The sequence below is a fragment of the Agreia bicolorata genome, from assembly GCF_000938265.1.
Lineage (GTDB): Bacteria > Actinomycetota > Actinomycetes > Actinomycetales > Microbacteriaceae > Agreia > Agreia bicolorata.
On the sequence record NZ_JYFC01000006.1, the window covers coordinates 252021 to 266735 of the forward strand.

Annotated in this window: 14 protein-coding genes; 6 read left to right on the forward strand and 8 right to left on the reverse strand. The window is 63.8% G+C overall.

Annotated elements, in window-relative coordinates:
• Positions 1-314: 314 nt before the first annotated feature.
• Both TZ00_RS14405 and TZ00_RS14410 read left to right on the forward strand, forming a co-directional pair.
• The gene (locus TZ00_RS14405; protein ID WP_161793784.1) at positions 315-1994 is read left to right on the forward strand and encodes a DUF4012 domain-containing protein; all 1680 of its coding nucleotides are present in this window, start codon (positions 315-317) and stop codon (positions 1992-1994) included.
• Between the two features lie 84 nt (positions 1995-2078).
• Complete coding sequence (locus TZ00_RS14410) at positions 2079-2606, forward strand: LPXTG cell wall anchor domain-containing protein (protein WP_152631223.1); 528 nt, start codon at positions 2079-2081, stop codon at positions 2604-2606.
• Between the two features lie 91 nt (positions 2607-2697).
• Here TZ00_RS14410 and TZ00_RS14415 read toward each other — a convergent pair whose 3' ends face one another.
• The 6 genes from TZ00_RS14415 to guaD all read right to left on the reverse strand — a co-directional run bounded on the left by TZ00_RS14415 (position 2698) and on the right by guaD (position 7405).
• A complete protein-coding gene (locus tag TZ00_RS14415; RefSeq protein ID WP_044442672.1) occupies positions 2698-2883 on the reverse strand; it encodes a hypothetical protein in 186 nt (61 codons plus the stop codon).
• 171 nt (positions 2884-3054) lie between these two features.
• Positions 3055-4371 (reverse strand): UDP-glucose dehydrogenase family protein, encoded by a 1317-nt coding sequence (locus TZ00_RS14420; protein ID WP_044442674.1) that lies wholly within the window; start codon positions 4369-4371, stop codon positions 3055-3057.
• Positions 4372-4458: 87 nt separating this feature from the next.
• Entirely contained in the window at positions 4459-4758 is a 300-nt protein-coding gene (locus TZ00_RS14425; protein WP_044442675.1) for a hypothetical protein, read from the reverse strand.
• A gap of 72 nt (positions 4759-4830) precedes the next feature.
• Positions 4831-5118 (reverse strand): hypothetical protein, encoded by a 288-nt coding sequence (locus tag TZ00_RS14430; protein ID WP_044442676.1) that lies wholly within the window; start codon positions 5116-5118, stop codon positions 4831-4833.
• 185 nt (positions 5119-5303) lie between these two features.
• Positions 5304-6005 (reverse strand): antibiotic biosynthesis monooxygenase, encoded by a 702-nt coding sequence (locus TZ00_RS14435; RefSeq protein ID WP_052521608.1) that lies wholly within the window; start codon positions 6003-6005, stop codon positions 5304-5306.
• A gap of 2 nt (positions 6006-6007) precedes the next feature.
• On the reverse strand, positions 6008-7405 hold the full coding sequence (gene guaD, locus TZ00_RS14440) for a guanine deaminase (RefSeq protein WP_044442677.1): 1398 nt from the start codon (positions 7403-7405) through the stop codon (positions 6008-6010).
• 216 nt (positions 7406-7621) lie between these two features.
• Between guaD and TZ00_RS14445 the strand changes: the two genes are divergently transcribed.
• Positions 7622-9010, forward strand: a complete 1389-nt coding sequence (locus TZ00_RS14445; protein ID WP_044442678.1) for a sugar nucleotide-binding protein — start codon at positions 7622-7624, stop codon at positions 9008-9010.
• 24 nt (positions 9011-9034) lie between these two features.
• Here the strand turns inward: TZ00_RS14445 and TZ00_RS20000 are convergent, their stop codons facing one another.
• A complete protein-coding gene (locus tag TZ00_RS20000) occupies positions 9035-9955 on the reverse strand; it encodes a hypothetical protein (protein WP_044442679.1) in 921 nt (306 codons plus the stop codon).
• Positions 9956-10132: 177 nt separating this feature from the next.
• Here TZ00_RS20000 and TZ00_RS19050 point away from each other — a divergent pair, with 177 nt between their 5' ends.
• Positions 10133-10654 (forward strand): VanZ family protein, encoded by a 522-nt coding sequence (locus TZ00_RS19050; protein ID WP_052521609.1) that lies wholly within the window; start codon positions 10133-10135, stop codon positions 10652-10654.
• Positions 10655-10704: 50 nt separating this feature from the next.
• Positions 10705-11820 (forward strand): fatty acid desaturase family protein, encoded by a 1116-nt coding sequence (locus TZ00_RS14460; RefSeq protein ID WP_044442680.1) that lies wholly within the window; start codon positions 10705-10707, stop codon positions 11818-11820.
• 75 nt (positions 11821-11895) lie between these two features.
• Here TZ00_RS14460 and TZ00_RS14465 read toward each other — a convergent pair whose 3' ends face one another.
• On the reverse strand, positions 11896-12807 hold the full coding sequence (locus TZ00_RS14465) for a type IV toxin-antitoxin system AbiEi family antitoxin domain-containing protein (RefSeq protein ID WP_052521610.1): 912 nt from the start codon (positions 12805-12807) through the stop codon (positions 11896-11898).
• 690 nt (positions 12808-13497) lie between these two features.
• Between TZ00_RS14465 and TZ00_RS14470 the strand changes: the two genes are divergently transcribed.
• The gene (locus tag TZ00_RS14470; RefSeq protein ID WP_044442804.1) at positions 13498-14481 is read left to right on the forward strand and encodes a LacI family DNA-binding transcriptional regulator; all 984 of its coding nucleotides are present in this window, start codon (positions 13498-13500) and stop codon (positions 14479-14481) included.
• Positions 14482-14715 lie beyond the last annotated feature (234 nt).

Genomic DNA, 14715 nt, shown 5'->3' on the forward strand with positions numbered 1-14715 from the left:
CTGTGTCTCTCACTGGCCGTTGGCGAGACAGCGCTCTCGCCTTCGTATGTCCACCTCAGGTGTGTCAAGTAGTGTCCTCACGGACGATGCGTACCCGCCCATTACTTGCGAGGATCTCCTGAGTTGAAAGTGAATCATGTTCATTCGAGATGTCCATACGTATGAATAATCGAGTGATAGAACGGGCTTCTCGAAGAGGCGAGTCTCGCAATAGCGATCGGCGATCGACCCTGCGTCGGACCCTCCTCGCTGGCATCTGTTTGATTCTCTTGCTGACCGTCGGGGCGCTTCTGTGGGTTGGTGTGAGGGCGTACATGGCAAAGAGTGAGTTGGAGGCGGCTCTGCCCTTGGCGTCGCAACTCAAATCTCAGGTGTCTAGTGGCGATGCCGTCGGTGCGGTGGAGTCGGCGACTGGCCTCTCGTCTCATGCGAAAGAGGCTGCGGCGCTGACCGATGATCCAATCTGGCGGACTGCCGAAGTCATTCCCTGGGTAGGTCCGAACCTGACCGTTATGCGAGAACTCTCGGCGACCGTCAATGACGTGTCACGTTTCGGCATTGGGCCGTTGACCTCTCTGGCCGGATCGATTGGACTTTCCGACTTCAAACCCGTCGATGGGCGCGTTGATCTACAGCCTCTGCGGGACGCCCAGCCGGCGCTGGCTGATGCCTCGATCTCGGTGAATGATGCTATTGCGCGTGTGCGAGGCATCGAAGCCGAGGGCACGTTGCTGCCTCTCGTCGATGCCAGGCAGAAATTGCTCGACAGCCTCCTCGAGGCGTCGTCGAGTCTGACCATTCTGAACAAATCGTCGCAGCTCATGCCGGCCATGCTCGGAGCCGATGGGCCGCGCAACTATCTGGTGCTGTTCCAGAACAACGCGGAACTACGGTCGACCGGCGGAATACCCGGCGCGATGGCTATGGTGCAGACGAACGATGGCTCGATGTCGCTGACCCAGCAGGCGTCGGCCAGTAGCTTTCCGAAGTTCCCGGCTCCCGTGATTGAGCTGCCTCAAGAGACTCGCGCCTTGTATGGCGACAATACGGCGCAGTACATGCAAGATGTCAACTTCACGCCTAATTTTGCTCTGTCGGGGCAGATTGCCCGCGAGATGTGGAACCAGAAACATGGGGTTCAGGTCGATGGGGTGATCTCGCTCGACCCTGTCGCCCTGTCGTACCTGCTCACGGCCACCGGCCCGGTCACCCTGCCGACGGGCGATGAACTCACCAGCGACAACGCCGTGAAGCTGCTGCTCGAAGACGTCTATGCCCGCTATGCCAACCCAGCCGAGCAGGACGCTTTCTTCGCCTCCGCGGCGGCCGCGGTGTTCCAGAAGATCGCCGCGGGTGACCTCGAGCCGCAGGAGCTGATCTCGGCGCTCGCGAAGTCTGGGGAAGAGAACCGTATTCTGCTCTGGAGCGCGCACGACGAAGATCAGGCGATCCTCGCGGATACGACGCTGGCCGGGGGCCTGCCCGTGAGCGACGACTCCAAGCAGAACTTCGGCGTCTATCTGAACGACAGCACCACCGCAAAGATGGATCCGTACCTTGAGGTTTCGATCTCGGCCGGGCAGAAGGTCTGCCGCAATGACGGCTTGCCGACCAACTCAGTTCAGGTGACGCTCACCAATAATGCACCGGTAGATGCGGCAACCTCGTTGCCCTCGTATGTCACCGGCGGTGGGCTATTTGGAATTCCGCCAGGGAACATTCGCACCAACGTGGCAGCATATGGTGCGCCTGGTCTCTACAATCTCGGCGTAGCGCGTGACGGCGCCCGCATCGAGAATCAAGGCGGCAGTGACGACGGCTATGGCGTGAGCAAGGTCGAGGTCGAGCTCGCGCCAGGTGAGTCGACTGTTCTCGATTTTCAGTTTCTGGGTGACCTACCATCCACACGGCCGGTTACGGTACAACACACGCCACTTGTTTACGCAATCGAAACATTGCCCCTCGTTGTAGAGTGCGGGGCTGTTCTAAAGTAGAGCCATCCCCTACTCTGGGGTAGTGCCCATCTGGGCCTTGCCGATGGCGGCACAAATCAAATCAAACTATTGGGGGTAGTTTTCGTGTTCAAAAAAATCTTCGCAGCTGGCTTGCTCGCTGCACTCGCACTTTTCGCGGTTCCGACGGCGGCTCAGGCGGCCGACTACGGGACCGGAGGTGACAACAACGGCTCGACCGTGATCGTGGCAGGCCAGCCCGTGGCTCTCTCGTTCGGCGGATTTCAGCCTGGCGAAGCAACCATAGCCTCCGCACCCGACGCGGTCACCCTCGCCACCTTGAAGGTCGTTTCTTCGGCAAGCAAGCCCGCCGGTCCGGCGGGAACCGTCAGCTACACGGCGAATTCAACCCAGGTGGGCAGCTACACGATCACCGTGTCGAGCGCCACAAATATCGCCACCTATACCCTCGTCGTTGTCCCCGCTGATTCCGGCTCGGGAAGCGGGTCGGGTTCCAACGCCAACGGCAACCTGCCGAACACCGGTCTCGAGACTCCGATGCTCATCGTCTGGGGCGCCAGCGGCGCTCTCATCCTCGGCCTTGCACTGGTCTTCGTTCTCAATGTGGTTCGCCGCAACAAGAAGGCCGTCTAACACAGCAGTTCTTTTCAGCGAGGAACCTTCCTCCAAAAGGAACTTCGATATCAAGGCCCCGGGCTCTGCTCGGGGCCTTGAGCCTTTTAAATCAGACGTCGGCGGGTTGGCGCGAGTCTATGTGGCTCGGCGTCTGAGGGTTTGGTTCTTGCCGCAGCTCCGGCTGGGCGTCGCGGCGTCGCATCATGGCGCCGAGAAAGAGGGCCACGATCAGGGCCAGGGCGAGCCATGCCACTAGAACGAGGGCGATGGTGGCTGCCGCGGCTGAAGGTTCCATGAAGGGGAGCCTAGGGGGTGGTGCTGGGGTTATCGAGCAATTCTCGGTTAACTACGGAACGTCGTGTATTGGGGTGATCTCGATACGGGTCGGCCGCGGGCGGCTTTTGGTTACTCGACCGGCGTGCCCTTCGACAAGCTCAGGGAACGGCAGGCTCAGGGAACGGGAGCGCTACGGGCGGCCCAGGCCTATGTAGGTCCAGCCGGCGGCGCGCCAGGCGGCCGCGTCTAGGGTGTTGCGGCCGTCGATGATCGTCGGGGTCTTCACCAGCGGCAGCGCCCAGGCCGGGTCCATGTGACGGAACTCATCCCACTCCGTCACCAGCACGACCAGGTCGGCATCCTGAAGCGCCGCGGCCGGGTCGGCCTCGTACGTAAGCTGCGGATGCACTCGGCTGGCCGTGTGGATCGCCTCGGGATCGGTGGCCACCACGTTGGCGCCGCGGCCCTTCAGCTGCACGGCCACATCGAGCGCCGGGCTGTCGCGAATGTCGTCGGAGTGCGGCTTGAATGCCAGGCCCAGAACGGCGATCTTCTTGCCGTTGACCGTGCCGCCGAGCGCCTCGACCGCGAGGTCGACCACGCGCTGACGTCGACGCAGGTTGATGGCGTCGACCTCTTTGAGAAACGCCACGCTCTCGCCTCGGCCCAGCTCCTCTGCGCGGGCCGTGAATGCGCGGATGTCTTTTGGCAGACATCCACCGCCGAAGCCCACGCCGGCCTTCAAGAATTTCCAGCCGATGCGGTCGTCGAGGCCGATCGCCGTCGACAACTGTGTGACGTCGGCGCCGGTGACCTCCGCGATCTCGGCCATCGCGTTGATGAACGAGATCTTCGTTGCGAGAAAAGCGTTGGCCGAGACCTTCACGAGTTCGGCGGTGGCGTAGTCGGTGACCACCAGCGGGGTGTCCTTGCCGAGCGCCGACTCGTAGACGCCGTCGAGCAAGGCCTTGGATGCCTCGGCCTGGGCCGGCTCGGGCGGCAGCCCGTAGACGAGACGGTCGGGAGAGATGGTGTCTTGCACCGCGAAGCCCTCGCGCAAAAACTCGGGGTTCCAGGCCAGCATAGCGCCGGTGCCGGATGCCGCCACCTTGGCCGCGAGATCGGCCGCGGTGCCGACGGGCACCGTCGACTTGCCGACCACCAGGTCGCCATCCGAAAGATAGGGCAGCAGCCCCTCGAGAGCGGCGTTCACGTAGGTGAGGTCAGCGGCGTAGCTGCCCTTCTTCTGCGGCGTTCCCACGGCGATGAAGTGCACCTGCGAGCCGGCGGCATCAGCCAGGTCGGTCGAGAAGCGCAGTCGCCCTGTGGCGGTGGCCGAGGTGAGAATCTCGGGCAGCCCGGGCTCGAAGAACGGGGCCTTGCCCGCGGCCAGCGCGTCGATCTTGGCCTGGTCGATGTCGATGCCGATCACGTCATGACCGAGCTCGGCCATCGACGCGGCGTGGACCGCGCCCAGATAGCCGCAGCCGATTACAGAGAGCTTCATTTGCTGCCTTCCCCCGATGTGGCAAATTGAGGCACCCCGTTGTGCTTATGCATTCCTCATTACTACCAGAGTTCGGTGTCGGGCGAGTTATGCGGTCTCGCCCCCGTGCATTGTGTGGGGGCGCCATGCCAGCTTGCGCGCAGACAGCGAGCGGATGAGGGGAGCGGTGTCGAGTTCGACATGCTCGTCGGGGGAGTCGAAGACGTCGAGTTGCTCGCCCGGAAAGAGCACCAGCTCGACGACGTGCTCACCCGTATCGGCTATCGCGGGCACGTCGATCTTCACGACCCGGCCTCGCCTTTGCGCGGCCTGAAAGAAGTTCATGATCGCGTGCGCAACGTCGTCGGTTGTAGTGAAGGTCTTGCCTTGGCAGTGAACGCGTTTCACGCTTCCTCCTTGCATGGTGCTAACTGAGCTTGGCCCAGGAATCTGCTCTCAGAAGGGACTTGACTTTGCGGGTTACGCGCTGGTGTTGGCTCGCGGAAGCCAGGCGGACTGCCGGCTGGTGAGCGACTCGATAAGCGGTGCTGCGTCGAGCTCGACCGGCGGCATCGAGCAGTCGAGAACGGTGAGCGTCTCTCCGGGAGACAGAATGAGCGGCACGTGCTGCGGGCCGTCATTGACGGCGGGCACGTCGACTCGCACGGTGCGGCCTCGACGGTGGGCAGCGGCATGGAAGGCGGCGACGGCCTCTGCGACGGCGGTTGTCGTAATGATGGTCTTGCCCTGGCATTCGATGCGTTTCATGAGAAGGCCCCCTGGTTTCTCTTGCCGTGACCTTTTGTTTTAGATCGCAACACGTCGTCAAGTATGTGCCTCATTCGGGTGACAAAACGACAAGTGGGGCATATTCGGAGAATCGCTTCACCACGGTTGCGCTCGATCGAGCGTCAGGCCGCTGGCGTCAGGCCGCTGGCGTCAGGCCGTCGGGATCAGGCGGCGACGAGCGAGAGCAGCCAGGCGTACAGCGCCATCGATGCGGCGTAGACCACGGCGAGAATCGTGAAGCCAAGAAGCTGCGTGCGCGCGCCCTGTCGGGGCTTCAGCCACCAGTCGAAGCGTTTGAAGACCCACGGCATGACCCACCAGCCGAGCAGCTGAGTGCTCACGAGATTGCCCACGAAGAGCGACAGCCAGAACGGAATCTCGCGCGGCCCGTCGAGCAGGGGAGTACTGACGAAGTACCCCCAGAGAAAAACAATCGGGTAGAGCGCCATCAAGACCAGCAGATTCTGCTTGCCGACAGACGGCCTCGCGGCCGTACCCGCCGCATCCGGTCGCTGTGACCAGAAATCGAAACCGAAACTCGTCTTCGTGACCTCGAGCTGCCTGTTGAACCTTTCGCCCTCGGCGAGCAGGGCGGCGCGCTCGCTCGAATCGAGCCACGCCGACAGGTGGGCCTCGGTGTCGAAGCTCACAACGACCACCCACTCGTGTCGCGCTCCCGCCACAGGACGTTGAACACGATGGCCGAGAAAGCCGGCGAACCCGGCTTCGGTGTCAGAGATCTTCTTCTGCCACGCGACGTACTCGTCATCGAGACCCTGCGGCACGGCGGCGGTGACGATGGCCGAGAAACCGTTGTTGCCAGAGGCCGCCTCGTCTCGGTAGACCGCGACCGAGTCGTGGGCCACGGTCAGGCCTTCTTATAGAGGCGCACGCCCGAGACCCACGTCTCGTCGACATTGCGGTCGTCGCCGACCATCATGATGCTGAACAGCGCGTGGGCGGCCTCCTCCATGGTGGTGGGGCCTGCGTCGCCGAAGAAGAGTTCCTGGTGCCACGCCATCGCGGGCGGACCGGCGGTGTAGTCGAGGGCAACGAAGTCGGCCTCCTTGCCCACCTCGAAGTTGCCGACCCGGTCGTCGATGTAGAGCCCCTCTGCGCCGCCCAGGGTCACAGACCAGAACGCGCGATAGGGCGAGAGCTTGCTGCGCTCCGATTGGGCCAGATCTTGAGTGACGCGGTTGGTGCTTCCGTCGAGCAGTGTGTTGCCGAGCATGCCCACCTTGTAGGCCTCGTCGAGAACGCTGACCATGCTGAAACGGTTGCCTCCGCCCATGTCTGTACCGAACGACATCCGAACCCGCTTGTCGGGGTCTGTCGCCTTGCCGAGGCGAAACACGCCGCTGCCAAGAAACAGGTTGGAGCAGGGGCAGAACACCACTGCGGCCCCGCTGTCGCTCATGCGCGCGAACTCGTTGTCTGAGAGCCAGATGCCGTGGCCTCCCGAGAACTTCGGCCCGACCAGGTCGTACTTCTCGTAGACGCCCAGATAGTCGGTGCAGTCGGGGTGGGCCTGCAGCACGCCCGCGATCTCGGCAGGGTTCTCAGAGATGTGGGTGTTGACCCACAGATCCGGATGCTCCTGCTTCAGTTTCTGACACGCCTCGAGCAGCTGCTCGGTCGCCCCCAGGGCGAAGCGCGGTGTGATGGCGTAGAGGTTGCGGCCGGTGCCGTGGTACTTCTCGATCATTGCCGTGCTGTCGGCGTAGAACTGCTCGGGTGTGCTGGTCGTGCCCTCGGGGGCGAACTGGTCGATGCCCGTCACTCCGCCGATCACGAGCATGTTGCGACGCGACGCCGCCTCGAAGAACTCCTCTGTTGCAACCGGCGACGTGGTCGTGAATGCCTGCACGGTGGTCGTTCCGCCCGCGAGCACGTTCTCGAAGAAGCGCTCCGAGCCCTCGCGGGCGTACCCCCGGTCGGAGTACTTCGCCTCTTCAGGAAAGACGGTGTCGTTGAGCCACGGCAGCAGCTGCTGGCCGAATGCGCCCAGCACGCGCGTCTGCGGCACGTGGATGTGGCCGTCGATGAACCCGGGCATGATGATGCGGTCTGCGATCACCGTCGGGTCGAGACCCGGGTATGAGGGTGCCACCTCGTCGAAATCGCCGAACGCCACGATGATGCCGTCGTCGATCACGAGCAGGCCGTCGAGCGTGAAGCGCGCCGCGTCGTGCTCGCTGCCCACGTGCTTCCACGGGTCATCGGTGAAGTCGAAGAAGGTGCCGCGGATTGCTGTGATTGCCATGAGATCGTGCCTCTCTGGGTTCGTAAAGGCACGAGTCATGCGGTCCCCCGGCCACCAAGTTGTTCAGCCACATCGTGTCACAACCGCAGCTTTGAGGCTACGTTCTGTCGTGTTCGGGTGGGTGTTCCTGCGCCGGGGTGACCCGAGCTCTCGTTGCCGATAGGCTCGCTGCGCGCGACCGAACGCGTGCGGCGAGAGAAAGCACAGGTATTACCGATGGCCGAAGCGACAGAACTGCGTCTGACAGAGACCGCGATTCCCGGGCTCGTCATTCTCGATCTGCCGGTGCATGGCGACAATCGCGGCTGGTTCAAAGAGAACTGGCAGCGCGAGAAGATGCTGGCCCTGGGCCTGCCCGACTTCGGACCGGTGCAGAACAACATCTCGTTCAACGGCAAGACCGGAACGACCCGCGGAATCCACGCCGAGCCCTGGGACAAGTACGTCTCCGTCGCCACCGGCCGCATCTTCGGCGCCTGGGTCGACCTGCGCGAGGGCGACACCTTCGGCGCTGTCGTCACCGTCGAGCTCGACGCGGGCCGCGCCGTCTACGTGCCGCGCGGAGTGGGCAACTCCTACCAGACCCTCGAAGAAGATACGGCCTACACCTACCTGGTCAACGACCACTGGAGCCCGGCCGCCTCGTACACGTTCCTCAACCTCGCCGACGAGACCGCGAACATCCAGTGGCCCATCGCGCTCGACGACGTCGAGATCAGCGCGAAAGACCAGGCCCACCCTCGCCTGGCCGATGTGGTGCCGATGAAGGGTGCGCGCACCCTGGTTCTGGGTGCCGGCGGACAGCTCGGCCTCGCTCTGCGCGCCGAGTTCCCCGACGCGGAGTACGTCTCGCGCGCCGACTTCGACGTGGCCGACCCCGCCAGCTACACCTCGCGGCACTGGGGCGACTACGACACCATCATCAACGCTGCCGCCTATACCAAGGTCGACGAGGCAGAGACGGCCACAGGCCGAGCGGATGCGTGGGCCGCGAACGTCTCGGCCGTCGCGTTGCTCGCATCGGTCGCCACCGCAAACCGTCTCACCCTCGTGCACGTGTCGAGCGACTACGTCTTCGATGGCACCGCGGCCGAGCACCCCGAAGACGAGGCGTTCTCGCCGCTGGGTGTCTACGGGCAGACCAAGGCGGCTGCCGACGCTCTGGTCTCCACTGTTCCGCGGAACTACATCGTGCGCACCAGCTGGGTCATCGGCGAAGGAAACAACTTCGTGCGCACCATGGCGTCACTCGCTTCGCGCGGGGTAGCGCCGAGCGTCGTGAACGACCAGATCGGGCGCCTGACGTTCACGACCGACCTGGCCGCAGGCATCCGGCACCTGCTGTCGACGGGCGCTGAATATGGCACGTACAACCTCACGAACGAGGGCGAGCCCTTGTCGTGGGCGGCCATTGCGGCACGCGTCTACGAGCTCACGGGTCACTCCGCCTCGGATGTGACCGGGGTCTCGACCGAGGAGTACTTCGCGGGCAAGTCCGTTGCGCCGCGGCCGCTCGGCAGCGTTCTGCCGCTGGGCAAGCTTGCGGCCACCGGGTTCGTTCCCCGCGACGGCGACGAGGCGTTGAAGCAGTACCTCGGCGTGTAGCGCCGGACGGCGCCCGCCTTCCGATCACTGCGGCCCGCGGCGACGGATGACTGCCACGCTCACCGCCATGATTCCTGCGGTGAGCAGCACTAGAGCGGTTACCCCGACGAGGCGTGCGTCGACTCCGGTGCTTGCGAGCTGCTTGCGTGCCGGTGAGGCCGATGCGATTCCGGTGTGGGCCGTTGTCGATGTCGATGCCGGTGTCGTTGCCGTTGTCGTCGCAGGGGCGACGGGTGTCGTCGGGGGATCCGGTGTGATCGGCGGGACAGGCGGGTCGACCGGCGGAAGCGGCGGGACAGGCGGGTCGACCGGCGGAAGCGGGCACTCGACCGCGGTGGCGGCACGAGACGATGTCGATGTGGTCGTCGTGGGGATGGCGACCGGGCGCGACGTGTTTGACGGCATCCACGAATAGGTGGTTGTCGTCGTCGTGGTCGTGACGAATCCGGTAGAGCACGACGTGTCGTCGACCGAACTCGTTGTGGTCTCGGGCAGAACATCCGTCGGTGGGGGAGGCGGCGCGGTGCAGTCGCCTGTGAGAGTGAGCACGCCTTCGGGGTCGTGGCTATAGCTGTGCCAGTCGATCTGGAAGGTGACGTGTGCAGTGGTGGTCGAGCCGGCGACTCCGGTCTGCACCCACGTGAACGACGCGTTCGGCGGCAGTGCCGGCAGTCCGTGGTTGGCGCTGTGCTGAGCCCATTCGTACAGCCAGGCGTTCTCGGGCGTGATCACCTTGACCTCGGCCTCGTCGCCGTCGGGGATGCCTGACGTATGCACGGTCCAGGTGATCGAGTAGGTGCCGTCCGCAGTGCACGCCGCGTCGCCGGTGACGACCGCCGAGGGCTCGGATGACGCGAGAGTCGATGCCGAGGCTGAGGAGGGTGCGTTGGCGACACCGATCATTGCGACGACGGGGAGAGTTCCGGCAAGCGCGACAACCCTCATTAGCTGATAAATTCTCATGTTTACATCCAAAAGGAGCTATGGTGAATAATTCTCATTAGTGGGACGCTACGCCTCATAACTGAATCGGGCTAGAGAAAAAGGAGTAATTCTCATTTATTTACTGAAGCCACCCGTGATGGAAATGGCGTCGAAACACCGCTTCGGTACCCTCGGGGAATGACCGGCGCCCGCACTCGACGATGGGCGTGGCGAGCCCTGGGCGTCATTGCGGTCACGGTTGTGACGATCACGTTCTGGCCGACGCCCGTCGACAAGCCGTTCCACAGTGCGCTCGGCCGTCTGCTCGCTGTGCTGCATCGCAACGGCATGCCCTCGTGGATCACCTACTCGGTGGTTGAATTCTCGGCGAACGTTGTGATGTTTCTGCCGCTTGGCGTGCTGATCGCTCTGCTGGCGTGGCCGTCGCTGTGGTGGGTGTCCGGCGTGCTCGGACTCGTCGCCTCGCTCACGATCGAGCTCACCCAGGCGCTGCTGCTCTCGCAGAGGTTCGCGTCACCTGGCGATGTGGCGGCGAATACGGCGGGGGCGCTGCTCGGTGGGGCGTTCATATGCGCTTTGCGTTATGGACAGTTCCGGGGGCAGCGGCATATATCAATCCCCGGGCCTGGCAATCGCCTGCCGGTAGTCCGAGCATCTGAGGCCCGATCCGTCGAACGGGTGCGTGGCCCCCTAGAGTAAGAACAAGTCACCCCTAGTACCTGGTTGTCTTGCTGCCCTGCGAGGGCCCGATGGCCGAGAGGGGCCTTGTGACCGACATAGTCAAACCGCGCATCACCTTTACGAAGACGAAGCCCGGCGGAGCACGGACTAGTCCGACCAGCGAGTACTCGTCGCTTCTGAACACCGTTCGCGATGCCGGCCTCCTGCGCCGCCGCAAGGGGTTCTACTACGCCATGTTCGGTGTGCTGGTCGCAGCCCTCGGTGGCGTCGGCGTCGGGATTGTTCTTCTCGGCGACTCCTGGTTCCAGCTGCTCATGGCTGCCGCTCTCGGCATCATCTTCACCCAGTTCGCCTTTCTCGCCCACGAGGCCTCGCACCGTCAGGTGTTCACCTCGGGCAAGGCCAACGACATCGCGGGCCGCACCCTCGCCAACCTCTTCGTTGGCATCAGCTACTCATGGTGGATGACGAAGCACTCGCGTCACCACGCCAACCCCAATGTGCTCGGCAAAGACCCCGACATCGAGCGCGACTTCGTGTCGTTCACGCCCGAAGACGCGGCCAAGTCGCGCGGCCTCTACGCCTGGGCGACCAAGCGCCAGGGCTACTTCTTCTTTCCGATCCTGATGCTCGAGGGTCTCAACCTGCACATCCACGGCTTCCGCACCGTCTTCGGCAAGGGCAAGGTCGACAAGCGCTGGCTCGAGATCGTTATGCTCACCACGCGCATTGCGGCCTACGTGCTCGTCATCTTCCTGCTGCTCGAGCCCGGAATGGCCTTCGCCTTCATTGGTGTTCAGCTCGCCGTCTTCGGCGTCTACATGGGTGCATCCTTCGCTCCGAACCACAAGGGAATGCCGACGCTGCCGCACGACAGCAAGGTCGACTTCCTGCGTCGCCAGGTGCTCACCTCGCGCAACATCCGCGGTGGCTTCGTGATGGATACGTTCATGGGCGGGCTCAACTACCAGGTCGAGCACCACCTCTTTCCGAACATGGCGCGGCCCAACCTCAAGAAGGCCCAGGCCATCGCCAAGGAATACTGCGAGAAGCACAACATCCTCTACACCGAAACCGGTCTGCGGCAGTCGTACGGCATCGTGATTCGCTACCTCAACAAGGTGGGGCTCTCGGCCGGTGGCGACCCCTTCGACTGCCCCGCAGCGCAGGCCTTCGGCCGCTAGGGCATCTGAGCGGCAGCCTGCTGCTGTACTTGTACCTGTTGCTGCTGCTGCTGTGCATGCCGCTGCCGCTGTAATTCAGGATGAACCGTCCTCATCGTGTGTTTTCGCACGGCGGGTGGCGGTTTTTCCTGATTTGGAGCGCCGAGGCCACAGGTGCTCCCGGCTCCGAACGCGGGTGAGGATCACTCGGAGGGTTTCGGCCCAGTCGAACATCACCATCTCGTAGGTGATGCGCATGGGCAGGTAGCCGAGCCCGATGAGTGTTCGGTCACGGAGTCGATCGCCGTGATACCGCTCCTCTCCGGCGTGGAATTTCCTGCTGTCGCACTCGAGAACGAAGCGGTCGCCGACGACCAAGTCGACGCGTCCAACGCCGGCGATGCGCACCTGCACGGAGACGTGAATGCCCAGAGCGCGGAGCCGCAGCCGAACGAGGGTCTCGGTGCCAGACTGGCTTCGACCGTCTGCTCGGCGAAGTGCGCGAGCGTAGCGCCGGGGGAGTCGCTCGAATGCGGCCTCGAGCTGGCGCAGGGTGACGAGGCCCTTGTTCAACGCCGAATCGATGACGACCACTGCGTATTCCTCGGGCTGGCACTGCACGGCATCGCTCAGTGCGTCGATCACCGAGGCCACGCCGTCTCGAGGCGAGTCTCTGTGCTTGCGCCAGTGCAGGCAGACTGGATTCGCGGCGTGGGAGCGCGGAGGCGTCGTGCCGCGCAGCCTGCTGGCGTTGCTTGGAACAGCGACATGGAGAGCTGGATCGGGCGGTGTCCACAGATCCATCAATTGAGCCGCCGAGAGTGACGTGGCCACGCCTCCCACGATCACGGCACGCACAGCATCGGGCGGGGCCGAGGGAGTGGCGTACCACCCGCGTCGCAGATGCAGTAGCTCGCCTCGGGCGACAGCACGTGCGATCGAGTGATGCGTCATGCCGAACGCGAGAAGTGCCTTTCGAGAGAAGATGCGGTCTCGAGTGGTGTTCATGAGCATGATCGTTGCCGTCGGGAGAATGCTCGGGGCTGAACTCGGCACTTCTGTGGATGAAACGGCGCTCCTGACGAAAGTGGCGGAGTAGGCGCGGCGCTCGTACGCAGGAAAACCGGGTGCATCGCGCGCGAAAACCTCGTTTTTGGCGCATTTCTCCTGAATGAGAGCGACACCGGGCTGACGGTGCGGCGCCGGGCTGACTACTGGAGTCGCGGACGCACCTAACGAAGCCTCGTTGAGAGAGCGGTCGTTCTCAGGGCGAACCGCCCAGCCGCGCGCGAGAACCCCATTTTCGGAGCATCTTTCCTGAATTGGAGCGGGGGCAGCGCGCGGGGGCGGCGCGCGGCGGCGTCGCGCGGGGGCGTCGGTGTCGGAGTGCTGACGGTACTCACCTGTGCGTGTGAAGCACGTGTTCGGCCGAGGTGGCGGAGTAGGCGCGGCGCTCGTGTGCAGGAAAACCGGGTGCATCGCGCGCGAAAACCCCGTTTTTGGCGCGTTTCTCATGAATTGGAGCGGCACCGCGCCGAATGGAGCGCAGCACCCCCTGTTCTGGTACGCGCACGAAGGGGGCGGCCAGGTGTGCATAATAAGTAGGCGCTCACCCTTTGTGAACGTGAACAACGATGAGGTTTGAGACGCGTGGCACAGGAACCCGAGCCGGTGGCGAAGAAGTCACGGGCGCCGAGCATGCACGATGTGGCGCGCCTCGCTGGAGTCTCCCATCAGACCGTCTCGCGTGTCATCAACGATCTGCCGAATATTCGTGAAGAGACGAAGCAGCGGGTGCTCGACTCGATGGAGCAGCTGCAGTACCGGCCCAACCGGGCAGCACGCGCTCTGGTCACGTCTCGTTCCCGCACCGTCGGCATCCTCTCTGCCTCGCGCACCAACTATGGGCCCGCAGCCAGTATTCAGGCCATCGAAGACGCCGCCAGCGCGGCCGGCTACTCGGTCACGACGGCCAGTATCAGCGGCTACGAGTCCACCTCGATCGTGCGCGCCATCGACCGCCTGCTCGACCAGGCCATCGAGGGCCTTGTTGTGATCGCGCCGCAGCGGCGTGTGTTCGACACCCTCGCGGGCATGTCGCTGCGTCTGCCGATCGTCACCCTGCAGTCCACGGCGGCAAACAACGACATGTCGTTGTCGGTCGACCAGATCTTGGGCGCGCGGTTGGCGACCCGGCACCTCATCGAGTTGGGGCACCGATCCATCTACCACCTCGCCGGTCCGCAGGACTGGATCGAGGCGGAGGCGCGGATGACCGGCTTTCTCGATGAGATGAATGCCCAAGACATGCCGACGACGGCGCCGATTCTGGGCGATTGGACCGCCGAGTTCGGCTACTTCGCTGGGCGCGAGCTGCTGCGGATGCGTGACTTCACTGCGATCTTCGCTGCCAATGACCAGATGGCGTTGGGCCTCATGCACGCGATCCGCGACGCCGGCCTCGAGGTGCCGCGCGACATCAGCATCGTCGGCTTCGACGACATTCCCGACTCGGCGCACTTCTGGCCTCCCCTCACCACCGTGCGGCAAGACTTCGCGGAACTCGGTCGACGCTGCATGGCGTTGTTGCTGGGCGGCCTCGAGTCGGGCGAGGAGTATTCGGGAAGCATTCTTCCCACGCTCGTCGTGCGCGGTTCGACGGCCGCACCCTCGTCTCGATAACAATCGAGACACGCCGACAAATGGAGGTTGACAGGGTGATCCCGAGCAGGGCTAGTATGAACACGCGTTGTGAACGTTCACAAGGATTGTGATCCAAACCTCGCACCAAAGCAGACAAGGGAGTCGTCGACATGGCCAGCAGCATTCGCAGCGCAGCTCATCCGCCTTCTCTCTAGTTCTCACCCCTACGCCGCACTGGGCTCCCTGCTCTGCGCGGCGAACGATTCGGTCTTC